Below are 18,782 nucleotides of genomic sequence, written 5' to 3'. Positions count from 1 at the left end.
CCAAACTACAACTCCGCCAACGAAGTAGCCACCCCAAACCGAACCCCAAAATCATCGTACTGGCCATCGCGGAAGCTGGCGACGAACTCCAGGCGGAGCACCCGGAAGATCTTATCTAATGAATAGCCAACCTCGGTGTAATTATCCGAAGTGGGGGTGTAGAGGTAATTGACGAACAGGTCCTCCCGCAAACCGAAGAGGTTGAGTTCGGTGATCTGCGTCAGCAAGAATTTGCGGAATTGATAGTGGGCATAGACCTCCAGGTACTCCTCGTTGGTGCTCTCAGCGTAGTAGGGTAAGAGGCGGTAGCTGCTGAGGGGATCGGCCGCCACGAGCGTGACTTCGGAACCGGCAAAATGGCGGAAATCCGGGAAGTCGACGTTGCCATTGTTGAGGAAGTAACCACCCCGGGCGAGGAATTGCACCTTCCCCTTCCGGCCAATGTCGAAGCGGTTGAGGTAGGAAGCCTGGATCTCCGTGAAGTCCGCCGTGGAATTGATCAGGTCGGGAATGCCCTGGCGCACCTGGAAACCAATCTCCGGCGCGCTGCCCTCGATTAACTCCTTGCGGCCATTGTAGACGCGGTACTTGAGGCCGGGCATCCACGTCGCCCCCACGCGGAAGGTGGCCGCATCGCTGACGCCACTTACCCTCCCCGCCGCATTATTGATGGGCGTATTCTGGGTGTAGACCTCCTCGTCGTCCAGCCCGGACCAGTTGTTATTGGCCTGGTTGAGCAGGAAACTCCGGTCTTCGTAGGCGAGGCGGGCGTCTACGCTGAACTCATCCCCGTAAGCCTTGGCGTAGTCAAACTGGAGGTACTGGCGCTTGTACAGGCGGGTGAAGTTCCTGCCCGACAGAAGGTTGAGGTAAGTACTTAGCCAGGGGTCGATCCCCGTCTCTTCGTTGAATTCCCGAAAGCCCTGGCCACCGCTGATCCGGTAACGGGGCGGCGCGGATTCCGTATCCGTTTCGCGGATGCCACTCTTACCGAAGAAGGCGCTGAGCTCGAGGTAGCCCTCCTCCGTCCCGAAGCTGTAGCTCGGTAGCACGCCGAAGCCGTAGCCTTTTTTGTTGTGGGTCCACTCCGCATCAGCGCCGATGATGTAACCCTGGACGGGGTTGAAAATGGGTTGAGGCAGGATGCGCGTCATCTTGAAGCGGCGGGTCTTCCCCGTGCGGGTGGTGTCGCCGCGGGCCCGAAGGTCATCATCGGTCGTGGCGGAGTCTGCACGCAGTTCTACCTTATATATGCTGTCGGCGATGGCGTAACCCTCCACTTCCTCGATGGTAAGGGGAACGGGACGGATGCTCTTCCAGGCGGCGGAATCGCGGACCACGACGGCGGAGGAATCCACGAAGGAGTAATTGCTCACCACCTCGGGCTCCTCGCGCTCCTTGCGGTCCTCTTTTTTGTAGGTCTTCATCAGGCGGCGGAGGTCCTTGCGGGTAACGGATTCGCCGTTGCCGAGCGCCTCCTCGAGTTCGTTTACGGTCCGTTTGCCCTTGGCTTGGCGGGCGATCTCAGGTTGGGTCTTTTCGTCGATGACCTCCACGTAACCCTTCAGGGCGGGGTTGAGGGAGAGGCTGTAGTCGCCAATCGTGCTCAGGTAGTGGTACTCAAATTTGATGCCGAGGATGCCGCCCACGACGTCGATGGTGGAGGTGATGGGCATCCAAACGTGTTCCTGCACGGCGGCGTAATTCTGCTTGATGTTGATGTCGAAGCCCAGTTTCGGTGTCGTCAGGTCCAGGCTGTGGATGCTCCAATCGTCCTGCACAATGTAGATGAAGCCTTCAAAAACATCCTCCCCCCGGCTGCGGGGCGTGACGCGGATCTTGTTGATGAGTTGGTCCTGGTCGATGAAGGTGCCGATCTGCTCGTACTTGTAGTACCCAAAGGCCCGCGGGTGGAGGGGGCTCACAATCGAGTTCGCAATCAATGGTTGGTAGAAGGTGGAAAAGACGTACTGGGAAGCGTCGATCTGCTCGTCCCCAACGCTGTAGGACTGGATCACTTCCTGGCGGTAATTATTCGGCCGGGTGTAATAAACGCGGCTGGTCGATTCCGACGTGAACGATTGGCCGATGGATTCGTCGATCTCCTCACGGCCTTCCTTCCCGGCCAGAAGCCTGATGGCGCCGCCGACGCTGTTCAGCTTCCCCGTCCCCTTGATGTAGACGTCGGCTTCGTAGGATTCCACCTGGTTGAGGTGGTAGTCCGCCTTCGCGATGGCGCGGCGGATGACGCTGTAGCTGATGTCTTCCCCGCCGCTGATGATCTCGACCGTCCCGAGTTCGAGGGCCTGGGAGTTCAGCTTTACGTCGAGGCGTTTGTTGCCGCTCACCTGTTTCACGAGGGTCTGGTAACCGAGGTACTGGAAGACGACGTTGTTGGTGCCCGGCGCGAGTTTCACGTTGTACTGTCCGTTGGCGTTACTCGCCGATCCGGTCTTCGTTTCCTGCACGTAGATGGAGGCAAAGGGGAGTGGCTCGCCGGTGGCCTGGTCGGTGATCGTGCCGGTCAGGACGGCCTGCGCCATCAGTTGGGCGCTGCCGCAGGTGCCGAGTAAAAGGAAGAAAAAGGGTAGGAAACGTTTCACGGAAGGGAACTATTTAGGGCTGTTGATTGGTGTAATTATGTGGGTAGTAATCTTTGGCTACGGGTGGCCAACCTAACATCAGGTTGACGGACCTTACCAGTTGAGTTGTTATCCCATAATACGGGACGCAGGCTAAAGTAGTGGGCAATCCACCATCTAAAGCGTTAATTCTACCAGTGTTGTGGTGCATCCCATAAATAACCTATTTCATCGCACCTGCGGCAGCGCCCCTTTAATCGTCGCGTTCGCATCGTGGCGGAAAAAACAACCCGAGGCCGGATTGGGCCGTTATAGACTGACATGGAATCAAAAAGACAACGGCAGGTAGCCGAACTGATCAAACGCAATTTTTCGTCCGTCCTTCAGAGCGAGGGCAGCTACGTGTACGGCACCGAACCCCTCGTGACCGTCACGGAAGTGCACCCGACGCCGGACCTGAGCCAGTGTAAGATCTACGTGAGCATCTGGAATACGGAACGCAAGGAAGAAGTGATCCAGCAAATGAACGAGGAACACCACCGGCTGAAACAGGGCCTGGCCCACCGAATTCGCAAGCACGTGCGCCGCATCCCCGCGATCGCCTTTTACATCGATGAGACGCTGGACGAGATGAACCGGGTGGATGATTTGATTGACGGCTTGTATGAGAATGGGGGTTTGGAGGAGGAGTAGGTCTGGCTTCTAAAGTCTTGCGTCTAAGATCTAGCTTCTAAAATCTAACGTCCAGGATCTTAGACGTTAGATTTTAGATTTTGGACGTTGGAGTATCCGTGACCTGAAAACAAATCTGCAATGAGTGGGAATAGAAGTCTGGTGGATATTTTGAAGTGGCCGGTGCTATTGCTGGCGGCGATCTGGGCGGTATTTGGCATCAACCTGCTCCTGGGTGGCCACTTGAATTACCAGTACGGGCTGCATACGCGGGAGATTGCCGGTTTGCCGGGAATCCTGCTGAGCCCCTTTCTGCACGGCGGGATCGGCCACATCCTGAGTAACTCCTTCCCCTTCCTGACGCTGAGCGCGATGCTGGTGTTTTTCTATAAGCGGTTGTGGCCCCGTGTCCTCCTGACCCTCTGGCTGGGGACGGGTGCCCTCGTTTGGACACTGGGCCGGGACGTGACCCACATCGGAGCGAGTGGCGTCGTGTACGCCCTGGCGGCCTTTTTGGCCTTCAGCGGCATCTTTCGCAGGGACTTCCGGGCGATCGTGGTTTCCCTCGTCGTCCTCTTCTACTACGGCGGAATGATCGTGGGAATCCTGCCCGGCCAGGAGGGCGTGAGCTGGGAGAGCCACCTCCTGGGCCTGCTGATGGGTGCCTTCTCCGGCTACCTCTTCCGCGGGGAGCTGGAAGACCACGAGATCGAAAAAAGGGAAAAAGACGCCGCCCGCCACAAGCCGCGCATTAAGGACCACTTCCTCCCCGCCGATGCTTTCACCAAGACTAAGCAGGAACGCGCCGAAGAACAACGGCTGGCGGAGATTGCTGCCGCGCAGGCGGAACGGGAGCGGGAGCAAGCGGCGTTTTGGGCGAGGTTGGAGAAGATTAAGGAGGAGGATCAACTTCGGCGGTAAGTGGTTCCCGGCCTCTGGCCGGGATTTCCCCCCGAACCGGTACGTCGACGATTGACTACTGCTTCCAAATAAGTTGACTGGGGTAGGTACATTCGAGTTTGGACCTGTCTAGCTTCCAAGATCTTTCTTTTAGAATGGGCCGCCTGACGGCGTGCCATCGCTACGCAGGCTGGCCCTTCGGGGCAGGTAGTTGGGGAACTGCCAGAGGCCGCTCCCTTTCTCCAACCTCCTCTACTCTTTCTTTCGTGGCACCTCTTTTCAGAGGACCACGCGGTAGCAGCGCAGCTAAAACAAGCAGAGGCTTTTTCCTGTAACTATGGCTTAACGCGAATTTCTATCCGGCTCCCGGTACGTCGACCTTTAGGTCGATGCTTAACGTCGTTGCTTCTCTACCACTTCTTTTGTGCCCACCACGCAGTAGCAGCGCAGCTAAAAGAAGCAAAAGTCTTGTCCTTTGCAGGTGGCTTAACTCGATTCTCCATCCGGCTCCCGGCCTCCAGGCCGGGTTTTCTTCGGGTACGTCGACCTTCAGGTCGATGCTTAACGTCATTGCTTCTCTACCACTTCTTTTGTAGCCAAAAGAAGCAAAAGCTTTGTCCTATAACCGTGGCTTAACGCGATTTCAGCGCCAGAAAGCTAAAATTTGCAAACTCGCCAACTACCTTTTGTTTCAAGATCTGGGTCTGCCGTTTACATTCACTCTGTGGGTTAAGTGTAAATCTGTCGCGTGCTCAAACAGTGCAAATTTCTTCACGCTTTCTGGCGCTGAAATCACTACCACGGTTAAGGGACGGATACCTCCCAAGCCATCAGGTATCCCGTCTATGTCCTAAACCAAATACGTTGACACCAATGCATCGAAATGTCAACAAAAAATCGGAAGATCCGTCCCACCAAGCGCTACGGCGAGTGCTTCAAACGAGCCCGCGTCAAAGATTTTGAGGAGGGCACCTTTAGTGTCAAGCAAATGGTCCAGCTTTACGGCGTATCTTATCAAACGATCTACAACTGGATCGCTAAATACAGTAGCATGGCCAAGAAGAATGCCGTTATCGTCGAAGTCCCCAATAGTCAAACTGCTAAGCTTGCAGAACTGCAACGTCAGCTCGCCGAACAGCAAGCCCTCCTCGGTCGGATGGCCATTCAACTTGACCACAAAACGAGAATGCTGGCCATTTACGAAGAGGAGATGCCGGAGTTCAAAAAAAAAGCTGCTTCCACACTGCGCTCAGCCGACTCTTCGAGCAAAAAGAAGAGCCAATGACGAAGCAAACGATCTATTTAGCCTTGGGCGTTAGTCGACAAGCTCACGCTGCTTTTTGGAAGCGCCGAGCTAAGTACGAGGATGCCATGAACGGAGCTGAGTCTCAGTTAAAACTGTTGCGCAGAGAACACCCCGGCCTGGGCCTACAGAAAGCCTGGAGTATGCTACGGCCGCGGCATATCTCGCGCAACGCATTCTGCCGTGAGATGACCCGGCGTGGCTATGCCCTAGTCCGTAAACGCAACTACGTGCGGGTAACCCGATCAGGGTCCTATCGCTATCCTAATTTAATTAAAGAACTGATTATCAATGGGGTTAACCAAGTATGGCAGAGCGATACGACGTACTATCGCATCAACAATAGCTTTTACTACATCACCTTCATCATTGACGTTTATAGCCGTCAGATCGTAGGTGTCCATACGAGTAAACACCTACTGGCAACGGCAAACATCGCTGCCTTGGAAAGCGCTTTTCGCCAGTGTGGTCAGTCAGATCTACAGGGTCTCATCTTCCACAGCGATGGTGGTTCGCAGTATCGTAGTCGTCAGTTCGTCGAACGACTGCGTAGCAGAGGCATCTCAAGTAGTATGTGCGACGTAGCGCTGGACAATGCTTACGCTGAACGCCTCAACGGTGTGATCAAACAAGAGTACCTCGACCACTGGCAACCCAAAGACTTTGACCAGCTAAAGCGCCTGGTAAACAGAGCCGTGAAGCACTATAATACCAAACGGATCCACGGAAGGTTGCCGTTGCGAAGCAGTCCCAAAGCCTTTGTGGCCGGCTGGCGATCGGATCAGCCAGGCTACCGCTATGCGCTCTTGATCAAGGACGGCCAGGGAGTGAATGAAGACCTGTGCCCAACCGTCGTGAAGTATTTACCCACGCCCGGCAAGTATGCCCGTGAGGGGCGTGGGCAAATACTCCCCGCCGGTGTCAAGTACCTAACTGAGGAAAAATTTAAAAACCGTCGTGTGTAATGGCGCGACTTCATTATTAATCTGTCAACGCTATTTGGTTAGGCACACTAAGATCTAAAATCTAACGTCTAAATTCCAAAAAACCTTCAAACTACCCACGAAGACCTAACACCCTCTTAATCAATCACTTATTCTATCAATTCAACCTCAACAAACGTACGTAAACGCCTATATTCGCAAGTATTCGATTAAATAACGACTACCGTTTGGAAGTGCGTTCACCTTTGCATCGTCACCGATTGGAAGGGATGTCACCCATGCCTACTGATTGGGCGGCGAACATCATTCACACTTAACGGATCGCATCCACTTAAACCTTACCGGGTGCGGCCACCAAACTTATCTCATTATGAACGTACGTAACTACATCCACCTCACCGGCAACCTCGGCGCTACTCCTACCACCTTCGTACTGCCTTCCGGCGATGTATCCTGCACCTTCAATCTCGCCACGAACGAGTACTACCGCAACAAGCAGGGCAAAAAGGTGACCCGCACCGAATGGCACCGCATCAAAGCCTACGGCAAACTGGCGGAACTCTTCGTGGAGCACCTGGAGAAGGGCAGCCAGATCAGCATCGTCGGTGCGATGCGCTACCGGAAGTGGACGGACAAGTTCGAGCAGTCCCGCATCACCCCCGAAGTGATTGCCAGTGAATTCACCTTTCTGGGCGCCAGCCGTAAGTCGCAACCGTCACCCGTTGCCAGTGAGTTCGGGGAATCCAACGTTGAAGCCATCGAGGCGGAGATCGAGCAGATTGAAAGCATGGCGGCTACCCGTCCCCAGGCTACCGCAGCTTCCAGCCGCAAGCGGACGGCTAGCCGTCGGAGCGCTAAGCAGCCGGCTGCCTAGGTGATTTCGAAGCCAGCTTACTGATATCAAATATCCCGGCCTACCAACCACGTCAGCCACCAAAATCCATTTTGCAACCGTTTTGCCCAGCCCCCTGCTTTGAGCGGTGGGGGGCTGGTTTTGCGAAACTGGCTCGACGGCGGCAACGGTAACCTTCTCTTTCAACTCTTCTTAAACCAATTCCTCGTGAACTCTAATAATTTAATCAATCTCGTTGGCCGCATCGGCCAGGAACCCCAGCGGCGTAACTTTGATAACGGCGGCAGCCTCCTCGAACTATCGTTGGCGACGAACTACGTCTACAAGAACCGCAACGGCGACCGCGTCACCGAAACCAGCTGGCACCGTCTCAAGACCTTTCAGCCAAAGGTGGTTGATCTATTAGAACAGTACGTCAGTAAGGGCGACCAGCTCTCCGTCGTCGGCCGGCTGCAGTACAGAAAGTGGAAGGATAAGTATGATCAGGACCGGTCCACTCCCGAGATCATCATCGAAGGCTTCACCTTCCTCTCCAACGGAAGGGATGGCGGCCAGCGGAACCAGCAGAGTCCCCTCAACCAGCGCAACGCCGCCCCCGTGCTCAACGAACCCGCCGCCCCGGCCATGCAGAATACATTGCCGGCGGAACCCGTCGTACTGCAAGAAGCAGACGGAGATGGCTTGCCTTTCTAGCTGTAAGGACATCAAGTTTCGCAAAGAAGAATTAGCTGTTTAAGACGAAAGAGACGTCGTGACCGCACGTCACGCTTCTTAAACTTCTCTTCCGCCTTAATCTCCTTTGCGAAACCAAGGAAGCATCATAGCTAAACCCCTTGCGCAGTAAGGTGCTACAGCAACTGCAGCTACATCCACATCAAGTTTCGCAAAGAAGTATTAGATGTTTAAGACGAAAGAGAAGTCGTGACCGCACGTCATGCTTCTTAAACCTCTCTTCCGCCTTAGTCTCCTTTGCGAAACAGATTCCCGTGAACCAACGGTTCAGCAATACCCACCAAGACTTTTTTTAACCTAGTGTGGCTCTATCCCCACGCAGTTTTTCCTTACCCTTTCTTTCTGATGTAGGGGCTTCCCTAAGTGCACGCTCACTCGATTTTGAACTGGCACACTCTTTCAACAAACAGCAGGAAAGTTATCTGGCCGGCCGGCTCTGCACTCGGAGAGCTGGCCGGTTCCTTTGGCTAGGGGAATGGTTGGGGATGCACAATCAGGGCAGTCCTGTCCGTACGGATTGAATACGCTCGCCGGACCACTCACCAATATCTAACCCTGAATTGCACCCGTTCGTTAAGTCTTCACTAGCTCGTCGCAACGAGTTACTTCACCACCTTCAAACTAAGGTCCAGCGACGTAGCGCCATGGGTGAGGGCGCCAACGGAGATGTACTCCACCCCGGTCAGGGCAATGTCGCGGATCGTCTTCAAATTGACGCCGCCGCTAGCCTCGGATTCAAACCGATCGCCAATGTGTTGAACGGCCTCCTTCAAGATGGGTAGCTCAAAATTGTCGAGCATGATGCGGTCCACCTGGCCTACGTTGAGGACTTCCATAAGCTCCACCAGGTTTCGGACTTCCACCGTAATCGGCAGCTGCATATTATTCTCCCGGAAGAAGGTCTGTACCCCTTCGATGGCGCCGGTAAGGGAGCCGGCCGCGTCAATGTGGTTGTCCTTGATCATGATCCGGTCGTACAGGCCATCACGGTAATTGTGGCAACCACCCAAGCGAACGGCCCACTTCTCCAGGAAGCGGAGGTTGGGGGTTGTTTTCCGAGTGTCGAGCACCTTAACCGGCAGGTCTTCCACCTCGAAGGCGTAACGGTTAGAAAGGGTAGCGATCCCGCTCATCCGCTGCATCGTGTTGAGGACGAGCCGTTCAGCACGCAACAGGGCGCGGGAGTTACAGGTGACGAAGAACGCTTCGTCGCCGACGTGCATCAGGTCGCCATCGTTCATTCGCTGGTCGAACTCCGCCGTCGGGTCCACGGCCATGAAGATCATCTTGGCTACGTCCACGCCGGCCAGTACGCCAACATCCTTAACCAGTAGCCGCGCCGTGTCCCGCTTATCGGAGGGGATGGTCGCTTCACTCGTAAAGTCGCCGGGGCCGACGTCTTCAGCCAAGGCTTCGGTGATGAATTGGAGGATGCGTTGGCGAAGCGTTTCAGTCATTGCGGTCGTGCTATTTGGTAAAGCGCTTGTTACTCAGGACGTCAAAGACCCGAACAAGCTTTTAAGGCGCCGCAAAGGTAGGGGGTTGGGGGGAGAGTTGGAACGGGTAGGCCATTACGCTTGAAGATGACTACCCACCATTTTGCGATGCGTCCAACATTCTGCTTGGGAAGCTTCCTAGAAAATATTCGACCATCATAAATTTTTGACTCGATCAGATTGTGGCGCTAAATCACGAGATAGGTTAATCACGCCTCATCCATTTTCTCCAACGCTAGCTGATATATCTTTTGTGAAAACCTAAATCCTTTGTCCATCAATCCATCAAGTTTGCTCTTACCAGAGGATATTATACCAACCTCTCTGGCTTTAATTATTACACCAATGACGCCAGTTATTTGAAGCCCCAGGTTGACAGCAAACTTTCTACCTTTTTTCTCGTCTATAATCAGCAGCGAATCTTTTTGAGCTAAGGCTAGGGCGATTGCACTTGCTTCCCCATCGTCAAGATTCGGGACCAAAGTTTGAAATACGGTTGCGTTGTACTCATCATTGACTTTGACCCATGAGGGTAGCGGCATATCCACTTCATCTCTTACTACCGATGTAATTTCTATCTGGCCGTATAATCCTTCAAGGATATCTAAACTATCGATGTAAGCCAGACCGATAATGGTGCTCGCATCCGCAATCACAATGCGCTTAAGCATTAGCAATATCTTCTAAGAGGTCAGCTTCATCCACCTGGAAAGCAGCTACTCCATATTTGCCTAAGAGCTCTACAAATGTCTTACGGGTAGTTCCTACCATTTTCGCTCCTTGGCCAGAAGTAATCAGACCTTCGTCGAATAATTTACTAGCAAAAATCATTTTCAGATCAAATTCAGTTGCAGCTATATCCGATGGCAGTTGAACGTGGAAGCCCATAACTATTGCTTTTGAGTACTAACGATCTGTAAGATAAGGTAGTTGCCTATTCTAAATTTGCTCAATTAGTCTTGTGTAGCCACTATGAAAACTAACACCTAGACAACTTACTCAAGGTTTTGCTAACCCTACCGCTCCAACAACAAGCGAATATCATCCATCAAATAATCCACCTCCTCGGGCATGGTGCCGTTGGCGTACGAGCGGACGAAGCCGTCCCGGTCCACCAGCACGATGTAACCCGTGTGGTCGAAACCACCGGGCGCATTGATGTTCTCTTCGGCAATGCTGAGGTACTTTTCATCAAGGTCGTACACCTCAAACTTGTCGCCATTGATGAAGCGCCACCGCTCCATATCCTCGATGCCTAGCTTCTCGGCGTAGGCCTTCATGTGTTCGGGGGTGTCCCGCTTAGGGTCCACGGTGAAGGAGACGAGGGCGAAGTCTGGATGATCACCAAACTCTTCTTCGAGGCGCAGCATCTGGCCCTTCACCTTCGGGCAGATCGTCGGGCAGGAAGTGAAGAAGAAATCCACGACGTGGACTTTACCGCGTAAATCCTGATTACTGAAGGGCTGACCCATCTGGTCAGTGAAAGTCCAATCCGGCACCGGCTCGGGTTGGAGGACGCCATTTTCATCCCGCGGCTGGTTACCGGGGTAGGTGAGGCTGTCTTTGAGGTAATTGCCATCGGCGTCCTGCGCGTGGCGGCGGTAAAAGTTGACTTGGCCATCGTCTTCAACGTTGGCGTGGTTACTGTCGTTCCCGCAAGAAACCAGGGTTGCGAGAGTAAGGCTGAGGCAAAGTATCCGTAAAAACATGGGCGTAAACTTATTGGCTATTGGGGCCGCAAAGGAAACCCCTTAGCCCAACGCCGGTTGTCACCCGCCAGTCTTATTCTGGTAGTAATCACAGCGTTCAGCCACGATACAGTCCGAGCAGCGTGGGTAAGAATAAGTACACACCCGTTGCCCGTGCTTGAAGAGTAGTTTGTGGAAATTGAGCAACTCATCCGCATCGGCTGGTAGCATCTCCAGTAGGGCCGCGTGCGATTTTGCCTGGCTGATTTTTGGCGGTAGAATCCCAAACCGGGTGCTTACCCGGTGAACGTGGGTATCCACCGGCAGCACCGGACGGCGTAGGGAAAAGAGCAGTACGAACGTGGATGTTTTGTGGCCCACGCCCGGCAGTTTCATCAGCAATTCCTGGGCTTCCTCCACGGGCATGTCGCGGAGAAACTCCATATCCATTTTCCCGTAATCGTTCTTGATGATGTTCAGCAACTCCTTGATCCGCGGCGCCTTCACTTCCGGCCAACGGCTGGTCTGGATGCAGGCTTCGATACCCTCCACCGGGGCGGCGGCCACGCCTTCCCAGTCGCCGTACGTCTCCAGTAATTTGTTGTAGGCCGCGCGTTCGTCGGCGTAGGTCGTCCGCTGGCTCAGCGTGGTTGCGATGAGTTGGTCCACGGCCGTTTTGGTGCTGTACCGCGTCTGCCGGCCGTATTCCGCTTGCAGCGTATCGACCAGGTAATCCAGCTTCGTCGTTTCAGTTGTTTGGGTATCAGTCTTCACAATGCACTTTCTAGTGAAGGCGCAAACGGGCGGCAATTGTTCGTGCTAGCTCATTGTTAGTCAGCTCGGTGCAATGAAATATGGATAGCAATTAATCAAATAAGATGCGCTAATCGGGCGCTGCCGCAGGTGCCAAGCAAGTAGGAAAGGAGCGAAGAAAAGCGGTAATGAGCGAGCGTCTACATCCAGTAGGTCCGTAAGTAATTATAGTAATCCTCCCAGTTGCGGATCAACATCAGGATGGCGAAAATGAGCAACCCGTAACCCAGTATCCGGCCAATCCGAAAACGCTCGGCGTCCTTCTCCCGGCGGGATTTATACTTGTGGCGGGTGGATTGTTTCGGCACGGCGTGGCAATTGGAAGTAACGGTCGGCTTCAGCCGATCCGGCACAAAGGTAGGACGAAACCAAGCGATTCAAGTCGATAACTATTCAGTAAGCTTGGTCACCAGATCCTTGACGAAGCCCCGCAACTTCGGCTCCACCGCCTGGACGGTATCGATCACATCCTGCACCGTAGTCGGTTGGATCTCCGCAATGGGGAAACACTTATTCGAAACGACGCTGATCACGAAGACGGGCAGGCCACAGTGGCGGGCCACCAATACTTCCGGTACGGTACTCATCCCGATACAATCCGCCCCGATGATGTTAGCCATCCGGTATTCCGCTGGCGTCTCCAGGTTGGGGCCGGGGAGGGCGAGGTAGACGCCTTCGTGGCCCTTCAGCCCGTGGTCCGCGACCCGCTCAATGGCCCACTGGTTCAAGTCCCGGTCGTAAGCGTGCAGCATATCCGGAAAGCGCGGACCGAGCCGGCTGTCGTTCTCCCCCCGCAGCGGGTTCTCGGGCTGCATATTGATGTGGTCCCGCAAAAAGATGACGTCCCCCGCCTCAATGTCCGGATTGACGCTCCCACTCGCGTTGCTGATGACCAATTTCTCAATCCCCAGCGCCGCCATCACCCGCACGGGAAAGGTCAATTGCTGCATACTAAAGCCCTCGTAATAGTGGAGCCGACCCGACATCGCCACGACGGGCACCCCGTGCAACGTACCCAGAATCAACTTCCCCCGGTGGGAGACAACCGTCGACGCACAGAAGTATGGCAGCAAACCGTAAACAAACTCCCGCTCCACCTCAATCTCTTCCCCGAGCGACCCCAGCCCCGTCCCCAAAATGATGCCCAGCCGCGGCTTCAAATCGCAACGTTGCTGAATAAAAGCGAGGCATTCCTGAATCTGATCGTAGGTGGTCATGGGTAAGGCTTTTTTTGAGTCCGGAGAGATAACCTGTGGTATGGCGGGTTGTTTAGGAATGGATTTTAGTGCTTTGGTATTTTGGTGCTTTGGGCTGCCGCCGCTTCAACGTGCGGCAGCCAAATCAAGAATCGCTAATCGAGAATCGAGAATCGCCAATCAAAAGCCCTCCTTCCGTACCTTACCCACCCAACCCAACCCCATGTTCCGTCTCCAAAATCCCGAATACCTCTGGCTCCTGGCGCTGATCCCCGTCCTGCTGGTCCTCTTCCTGTGGTACTGGAACCGCCGCCGGGCCGCCCTCGAGCGCTTTGCGGACCGCGCCCTGATCGACCACCTCGCCCCGGGCGTTAACCGGCGCTTGCCGTGGACGAAGTTTGCCCTCCTGCTGCTCTCCATCCCCCTGCTGTCGTTCGCGATGGCCAACCCGCAGTGGTCCGCCGAGCGGGAAGAGATCAAGCGGCGGGGTATCGATGTCGTGATCGGGATGGACATTTCCAATTCCATGCTCGCCGAGGATGTCCAACCCAGCCGGATGGAACGCTCCCGCTACTTCGCCAACGCCCTGGTGGATGAACTGACGGGCAACAACATCGGCGTCGAACTCTTCACCTGCACCTCCCTCATGCAGGCGCCGCTGACGACGGATTACGCCTTCGTTAAGTCCGTCATCGCCGCGGCGGGGCCCTATCAGATCAGCGCCCAGGGTACCAACCTGGGGGATGCCATCGAACAGGCCGAGCGGGCCTTCGACGAAGAAAGTGCCAACCACCGCGCCCTCATCCTCATCTCCGACGGGGAGGACCACGACGGATCCGCCGCCACCGCCGCCCGGAAAGCCCACGAGGAAGGCCTCCTCATCTACACCATCGGGGTGGGTACGGACAAGAGTAGCCTCATGCGCATCGACCTGCCCGATGGCCGGCAGGACGTCGTCCGCGCAGCCGGTGGGGCCGCCGCGACCACCGTCGCCAACCCCGCCACGATGGAAGACATTGCGTCGGCCGGCGGTGGACAGTACTTCCCCCTCAGCGGCGATAGTGGCGCCCTCGCCGCCGCCATCCGCGCCCGGGTGGACCGTATCGAAAAACAGGAGTTCGAAAGCCAGTCCTTCTCCAGTTACGACAGCTACTTCTACTACTTCCTCGCCCCGGCCGTGCTCCTGCTCCTCATCGAGTTCTCCCTGGGCCGCAAGGACCGCCGCGTGGCCGAAAAGTTTGAGATATGATCCGGCACCCTTTGTTCCTCTCCATCCTCCTACTTTTTGGGTGTCAATCCAGGGCTCAGATCCAATCCGCCACGCCTTCATTTACCATCAGCGTAGGCGCTGGTTTGCAAGCGGAGGTCCGTCCGGAAGGCCGGCTAATCCTCAAATTGCGTGCGGAAGGTGGCCGCACGCTCGCCTACGGTACCCAGCTAAAGGGCCTCGATCGGGGGCCGGTCACCGTCAAACCCACGGCGGACTGGGTCGGCAACAACGACGTTGCGCTGGCCGATCTTCCCGCCGGCGCCTACACCGTTTGGGCGGAGTTCGACCAGAAGGAATTCGGGGCGGCGGATGGCTTCCCGTACGTCCTCAAGAGTGCGGAAAAGACCGTCACTTTTGCGCCCTTCAAACAGGCGAATTTGTCCCTCACCAAGGCCACCCGAGCACCGGTTTTTCAAGAGACGGACCTGCTCAAAGAGTTCTCCTTCCGTAGCGCCGCCCTCTCCGACTTTCACGGTCGCGACGTCACGGTTAAAGCGGCCATATTGCTGCCCGCTGGTTACGCGGATAACCCCGGCAAGCGTTATCCAATCCGCTACAACGTAGCTGGATACGGTGGGCGCTACACGCGGGTGCAAAGGATTTTGGGTAACGAGTCCTTCATGGAATGGTATACCTCCGGCGCGGGGCCGCAGATCATTTCCGTCTATTTAGATAGCGACGGGCCCTACGGTGACAACTACCAATTGAATTCCGCCAACAGCGGCCCCTTCGGGGATGCCCTGATTAAAGAACTCATCCCTCAGCTGGAAGCAAAGTACCGTGCCCTCCCGGGTTCGGACCACCGCTTCGTAGACGGTTGCTCCACCGGTGGATGGGTAAGCCTGGCGCTGCAAACCTTTTATCCGGACGTCTTCGGCGGGTGCTACTCCTACAGCCCGGACCCGGTCACCTTCAGCCGGATGCAACTCATCAACCTGTACGAGGACCCCAACGCCTTTTTCAACGCGAGTGGCTACGAACGCCCCTCCAGCCGGGATATCTACGGCGACCCGACCCTGTCCATCCGCCAGGAGGTGACCGACGAAAACGTGACGGCCCCAACCGGCACCTACAACACCAGCCGTGGGCAGTGGGGCGCCTGGAACGCTCTGTACAGCGCCAAAGGTGAAGACGGCTACCCCAAACCCGCTTTCGACCCCGTCACGGGAAAGATCGACCCCACTGCCGTCAAACACTGGCGCCAGTACGACCTCCTCCAGTACACCAAAAAGAATTGGACTACCCTCGGCCCAAAACTCCAGGGTAAAGTCTACGTGTGGATGGGTGATATGGATAATTACTACCTCAACAATGCGTTACGGGAATACGACGCTTTTCTGAAAACCACCTCCCGCCCCAAGTCGGATGCCGTTATCGAATTCGTACCGATGGAAGGGCACTGCTCGGGGTATTCCGGGAGGAGGGTACTGGAGCAAATAATGACCAGGTACTAAAACATCCCTCGCAACTCGATACTCGCAACTCGATACTTGCAACTCGCAACTCGTCCCAATAACCCTGCACCCGCGTCAGCGCCCAAAACAACTAACCGATGAAGAAAATACTGACCCTACTGGTTCTCTTCCTCCTCAGCTACACCGCCGTGGACGCCCAGGCCAGCCACCGTGCCCTCCGGCGGGGAGACCAAGCCTACAAGGACAAAAATTACGCCGAAGCCCGCAAGGAATACGACGAAGCATTGGCCGACGAGAACAGCGCCAAAGGCAACTACAACCTCGGCAATGCCCTCTACGAGCAGGGGGAATTCGAGGAGGCCGCCAAGCGCTACGAAGAGGCCGCCAGCCTGGCTACCGACGACGAAGTGAGCTCCCGCGCCTACCGCAACCTCGCCGACGCGCAGTACCAGCAACAACAATACGAGGAGGCGGTGGAAAGCTACAAACGCTCCCTGCGCATCAACCCGGACGACAAGGAAACCAAGTATAATCTGAGCAAGGCCATCCGCCAGATCCAGGCCCAGGAAGAACAGCAGCAACAGCAAAATCAGGACTCGCAATCCGGCGACAGCGAAGAACAACAGGACCAACAGGGTGGAGACGGCAACCCTCAGAACGGGGAAAACGGCCAGCAACAACAGGGCGAGCAAAACCAGGACCAACAGCAACAACAACAGGGCCAGCAACAGGACAGCGCCGACAGCCAGGAAGGCCAATCCAGCACCGAAGGCCAACCCGACGCCACGCCGCAGGATGCCCGCATGAGCCGCGCCGAAGCCGAACGCCAACTCGAGATCGCCGCTCAGGCCGAGAAGGAAACCATGAAGCGGCTACGGAAGGGGGATGCGCAGGGGTGTCGGAGTGATAAGGAATGGTGAGTTAGTATTGAGTAGCGAGTATCAAGTTGCGAGTAGTAAGTTGCGAGTAGCGAGACTTGCAACTTGATACTTGCAACTCGACACTCGCCAATTGCAACTCGCCAATTGTAACTCGACACTCGCAACTCCCTATCTTCGCTCCCATGCGTAAAACCCCGCTTTTACTCTTAGCTACCCTGATGCTACTGAGCGCCCTTCTCCCCGGACAGGGGAACCAGGTGGACGTTTCCTTCACGGCCAAGTTCAACAAGCGGCAGATGTTGCTGAACTCCACGGTAGAGTTTGCGGTGACGCTCACAAATGCGCAGGGAACCGACCTGGCCCCACCCAGTTTCAAAGATTTTAAAGTGCTGAACGGACCGAGCCGCGCGATGCGGACGACGATCATTAACGGGGTGGCCTCCAGTAACCAGACTTATAGTTGGCTACTGCAACCTAAGAAAGAAGGGGAACTAACGATCGGCCCGGCTACCATCCGAGCGCGGGGTAGGACGTGGCGGTCCAATTCCCAACGCATCGAAGTGCTACCCGCCAGCGCGGGGGCGGACGGGATTGCGGAAGCCAATGTGCTACGCGCGGAACTGTCTACGACGACGGCCCACGTGGGGCAACAGATCATTCTGAACCTCAATCTGTACACGACCAATAACGTGGTGAGCCGCAACATCATGAAAGAGCCGACCTTCGACGGCTTTTTTGATCAGCCCCGGCGGCAGTACGACGGCCGGCCCCGCAATACGATTGAGAACGGCCGGGAATACGAAGTGCGGACGCTGGGTAGCATCGCCCTCTTCCCCACCAAGATCGGCCGGTTGGCCATCACGCCCTACGATATGATCATCGGCGTGGTCCGGTACCGCAACGTGGGGTCGTCCTCCCGCCGCTTCATGGAACAGATCGCCCTGAGTACGGACACCCTGTACGTGGACGTTGAAGAGCTCCCCCAACCCCAACCGCCCGGATTCAGTGGCGGTGTCGGTACCTACCGCCTGGACGTGACGACCGACAAGGACCAGATGACGACCGACGATGCCCTTACGATGCGCGTGACCGTCGTGGGAGAAGGCGACATCAAGCGCGTCAATGCTTTCGACCCGGTGGACCGTAAAAACTGGGAAATCTACGCCCCTAAGGTGTTGCAGGAAGAGTTGCTGGATAGCCCTTCGGGCATCATCGGGCGCAAGATCATTGAGTATAAAATCGTACCGAAGCGGGGAGGGGACTTTGTCCTGAACCCAGCCCTGACCTACTTCAACGTGGACTCATCGCGCTACGTCACCCTGGCGCCGGAAACCTTCCGGGTAGCCGTGACCGGTGGGACGGGGGAGACCAATTACGATTTCGATACGACGAGCGTGGAGCCTTCCATTTCTCTCTTGCGCGTAGCTGAACTGCCGGCCGGCCGGACCTACGGGAATGACCCAAGTAAGGGGCTTCCCTATTGGCTCCTGTTTTTACTTCCGGTACTGGGAGCTGCTGGCGTCGTGGTGTGGTCCCGCTACCAGGATACCCTCGCTAACCGGGACCCCGCCGAGGTAGCCCGGGCCGCCGCAGCTAAGGCTGCGACTAGGCGCTTGCAGTCCGCCGAGACACACCTTAAAGCCGTGGAGCCTAAGCCCTTTTACGACGCCGTTGAGGGGGCCCTGCTCGGTTACCTACGGGATAAGTTCCAGCTCCCCATGGCCGACCTGAGCCGCAAAAATATTGGCGAACAACTGCGGAGTGCCGGGGCGGACGAAAGCCTGACGGCCCGCTACGATGCCCTCCTGCAACGCTGCGAAATGGCCCTCTACGCCGGACAGACCGGGGCGGAGGATCTTGGGGAGATGTACGCCGCGGCGAAGGCGCTGATTATTGATACGGAAGGGGTAGTTGGGTAGTAGTAAGTCGGGTAGTACTTGGTACGGTAGTCGCTGCGTCTTTTGGAGCGGCCTTACGTCCAAGTTTATAATCTGGGCAGGATGTTAATTGGTGACTGTCTACCAATTGGTTTAGAGA

At 55.8% G+C, this 18,782-nt stretch carries 18 protein-coding genes; 10 read left to right on the top strand and 8 right to left on the bottom strand.

Features of this window, described 5'->3' with window-relative positions:
• Positions 1 to 5: 5 nt before the first annotated feature.
• Entirely contained in the window at positions 6 to 2,603 is a 2,598-nt protein-coding gene (locus A3850_RS05240; RefSeq protein WP_068214831.1) for a DUF5686 and carboxypeptidase regulatory-like domain-containing protein, read from the bottom strand.
• A gap of 300 nt (positions 2,604 to 2,903) precedes the next feature.
• Between A3850_RS05240 and rbfA the strand changes: the two genes are divergently transcribed.
• The 6 genes from rbfA (at position 2,904) to A3850_RS05205 (ending at position 7,947) form a co-directional block, all read left to right on the top strand.
• Positions 2,904 to 3,275 carry a 30S ribosome-binding factor RbfA gene (rbfA, locus tag A3850_RS05235; RefSeq protein ID WP_068214830.1) on the top strand — a complete coding sequence of 124 codons (372 nt, stop codon included), beginning with the start codon at positions 2,904 to 2,906 and terminating at the stop codon, positions 3,273 to 3,275.
• Positions 3,276 to 3,395: 120 nt separating this feature from the next.
• Positions 3,396 to 4,175, top strand: a complete 780-nt coding sequence (locus A3850_RS05230; protein WP_082921632.1) for a rhomboid family intramembrane serine protease — start codon at positions 3,396 to 3,398, stop codon at positions 4,173 to 4,175.
• An 862-nt stretch (positions 4,176 to 5,037) separates the two neighbouring features.
• On the top strand, positions 5,038 to 5,439 hold the full coding sequence (locus tag A3850_RS05220; RefSeq protein ID WP_068214175.1) for a transposase: 402 nt from the start codon (positions 5,038 to 5,040) through the stop codon (positions 5,437 to 5,439).
• On the top strand, positions 5,436 to 6,422 hold the full coding sequence (locus tag A3850_RS05215; protein WP_068214827.1) for an IS3 family transposase: 987 nt from the start codon (positions 5,436 to 5,438) through the stop codon (positions 6,420 to 6,422). The genes A3850_RS05220 and A3850_RS05215 overlap by 4 nt, the downstream gene beginning before the upstream one ends.
• A gap of 349 nt (positions 6,423 to 6,771) precedes the next feature.
• Entirely contained in the window at positions 6,772 to 7,275 is a 504-nt protein-coding gene (locus A3850_RS05210) for a single-stranded DNA-binding protein (protein WP_068214826.1), read from the top strand.
• Positions 7,276 to 7,461: 186 nt separating this feature from the next.
• A complete protein-coding gene (locus tag A3850_RS05205) occupies positions 7,462 to 7,947 on the top strand; it encodes a single-stranded DNA-binding protein (protein WP_197493989.1) in 486 nt (161 codons plus the stop codon).
• A 641-nt stretch (positions 7,948 to 8,588) separates the two neighbouring features.
• On the opposite strand, the gene nadC is transcribed toward A3850_RS05205, so the two are convergent.
• From nadC to A3850_RS05170, 7 genes are all read right to left on the bottom strand, one after another.
• Complete coding sequence (gene nadC, locus A3850_RS05200) at positions 8,589 to 9,443, bottom strand: carboxylating nicotinate-nucleotide diphosphorylase (RefSeq protein ID WP_068214824.1); 855 nt, start codon at positions 9,441 to 9,443, stop codon at positions 8,589 to 8,591.
• A gap of 248 nt (positions 9,444 to 9,691) precedes the next feature.
• Positions 9,692 to 10,153: a DUF3368 domain-containing protein gene (locus A3850_RS05195; RefSeq protein ID WP_068214823.1), complete on the bottom strand. Its 462-nt coding sequence runs from the start codon at positions 10,151 to 10,153 to the stop codon at positions 9,692 to 9,694.
• Positions 10,146 to 10,370: a UPF0175 family protein gene (locus tag A3850_RS05190; protein ID WP_068214822.1), complete on the bottom strand. Its 225-nt coding sequence runs from the start codon at positions 10,368 to 10,370 to the stop codon at positions 10,146 to 10,148. Before A3850_RS05190 ends, A3850_RS05195 begins: the two co-directional genes overlap by 8 nt.
• A 128-nt stretch (positions 10,371 to 10,498) precedes the next feature.
• A complete protein-coding gene (locus tag A3850_RS05185; protein WP_068214821.1) occupies positions 10,499 to 11,191 on the bottom strand; it encodes an SCO family protein in 693 nt (230 codons plus the stop codon).
• Positions 11,192 to 11,251: 60 nt separating this feature from the next.
• On the bottom strand, positions 11,252 to 11,944 hold the full coding sequence (nth, locus tag A3850_RS05180; protein WP_197493988.1) for an endonuclease III: 693 nt from the start codon (positions 11,942 to 11,944) through the stop codon (positions 11,252 to 11,254).
• A 179-nt stretch (positions 11,945 to 12,123) separates the two neighbouring features.
• The gene (locus A3850_RS05175; protein ID WP_157500901.1) at positions 12,124 to 12,291 is read right to left on the bottom strand and encodes a hypothetical protein; all 168 of its coding nucleotides are present in this window, start codon (positions 12,289 to 12,291) and stop codon (positions 12,124 to 12,126) included.
• Positions 12,292 to 12,372: 81 nt separating this feature from the next.
• On the bottom strand, positions 12,373 to 13,200 hold the full coding sequence (locus tag A3850_RS05170) for a purine-nucleoside phosphorylase (protein ID WP_068214819.1): 828 nt from the start codon (positions 13,198 to 13,200) through the stop codon (positions 12,373 to 12,375).
• 202 nt (positions 13,201 to 13,402) lie between these two features.
• On the opposite strand from A3850_RS05170, the gene A3850_RS05165 reads away from it, so the two are divergent.
• The 4 genes from A3850_RS05165 to A3850_RS05150 all read left to right on the top strand — a co-directional run bounded on the left by A3850_RS05165 (position 13,403) and on the right by A3850_RS05150 (position 18,664).
• Positions 13,403 to 14,428, top strand: coding sequence for a VWA domain-containing protein (locus A3850_RS05165; RefSeq protein WP_068214818.1), 1,026 nt, complete (start codon positions 13,403 to 13,405; stop codon positions 14,426 to 14,428).
• Positions 14,425 to 15,903, top strand: a complete 1,479-nt coding sequence (locus tag A3850_RS05160; RefSeq protein WP_068214817.1) for an esterase family protein — start codon at positions 14,425 to 14,427, stop codon at positions 15,901 to 15,903. Before A3850_RS05165 ends, A3850_RS05160 begins: the two co-directional genes overlap by 4 nt.
• Positions 15,904 to 16,001: 98 nt before the next feature.
• Positions 16,002 to 16,784: a tetratricopeptide repeat protein gene (locus A3850_RS05155; protein ID WP_068214816.1), complete on the top strand. Its 783-nt coding sequence runs from the start codon at positions 16,002 to 16,004 to the stop codon at positions 16,782 to 16,784.
• A gap of 143 nt (positions 16,785 to 16,927) precedes the next feature.
• Complete coding sequence (locus A3850_RS05150) at positions 16,928 to 18,664, top strand: BatD family protein (RefSeq protein WP_068214815.1); 1,737 nt, start codon at positions 16,928 to 16,930, stop codon at positions 18,662 to 18,664.
• Positions 18,665 to 18,782 lie beyond the last annotated feature (118 nt).

The organism is Lewinella sp. 4G2, from assembly GCF_001625015.1.
Classification (GTDB): domain Bacteria; phylum Bacteroidota; class Bacteroidia; order Chitinophagales; family Saprospiraceae; genus Neolewinella.
This window is presented reverse-complemented; position numbering and strand designations above follow the sequence as displayed.

Excerpts from the sequence above, each read along its gene's own strand:
- A3850_RS05185 (WP_068214821.1), bottom strand. The coding sequence starts at position 11,191 with ATGTTTTTACGGATACTTTGCCTCAGCCTTACTCTCGCAACCCTGGTT.
- A3850_RS05215 (WP_068214827.1), top strand. The coding sequence starts at position 5,436 with ATGACGAAGCAAACGATCTATTTAGCCTTGGGCGTTAGTCGACAAGCT.
- A3850_RS05210 (WP_068214826.1), top strand. The coding sequence starts at position 6,772 with ATGAACGTACGTAACTACATCCACCTCACCGGCAACCTCGGCGCTACT.
- A3850_RS05230 (WP_082921632.1), top strand. The coding sequence starts at position 3,396 with ATGAGTGGGAATAGAAGTCTGGTGGATATTTTGAAGTGGCCGGTGCTA.
- rbfA (WP_068214830.1), top strand. The coding sequence starts at position 2,904 with ATGGAATCAAAAAGACAACGGCAGGTAGCCGAACTGATCAAACGCAAT.
- A3850_RS05170 (WP_068214819.1), bottom strand. The coding sequence starts at position 13,200 with ATGACCACCTACGATCAGATTCAGGAATGCCTCGCTTTTATTCAGCAA.
- A3850_RS05150 (WP_068214815.1), top strand. The coding sequence starts at position 16,928 with ATGCGTAAAACCCCGCTTTTACTCTTAGCTACCCTGATGCTACTGAGC.
- A3850_RS05195 (WP_068214823.1), bottom strand. The coding sequence starts at position 10,153 with ATGCTTAAGCGCATTGTGATTGCGGATGCGAGCACCATTATCGGTCTG.
- A3850_RS05220 (WP_068214175.1), top strand. The coding sequence starts at position 5,038 with ATGTCAACAAAAAATCGGAAGATCCGTCCCACCAAGCGCTACGGCGAG.
- A3850_RS05190 (WP_068214822.1), bottom strand. The coding sequence starts at position 10,370 with ATGGGCTTCCACGTTCAACTGCCATCGGATATAGCTGCAACTGAATTT.
- A3850_RS05155 (WP_068214816.1), top strand. The coding sequence starts at position 16,002 with ATGAAGAAAATACTGACCCTACTGGTTCTCTTCCTCCTCAGCTACACC.
- A3850_RS05165 (WP_068214818.1), top strand. The coding sequence starts at position 13,403 with ATGTTCCGTCTCCAAAATCCCGAATACCTCTGGCTCCTGGCGCTGATC.
- nadC (WP_068214824.1), bottom strand. The coding sequence starts at position 9,443 with ATGACTGAAACGCTTCGCCAACGCATCCTCCAATTCATCACCGAAGCC.
- A3850_RS05160 (WP_068214817.1), top strand. The coding sequence starts at position 14,425 with ATGATCCGGCACCCTTTGTTCCTCTCCATCCTCCTACTTTTTGGGTGT.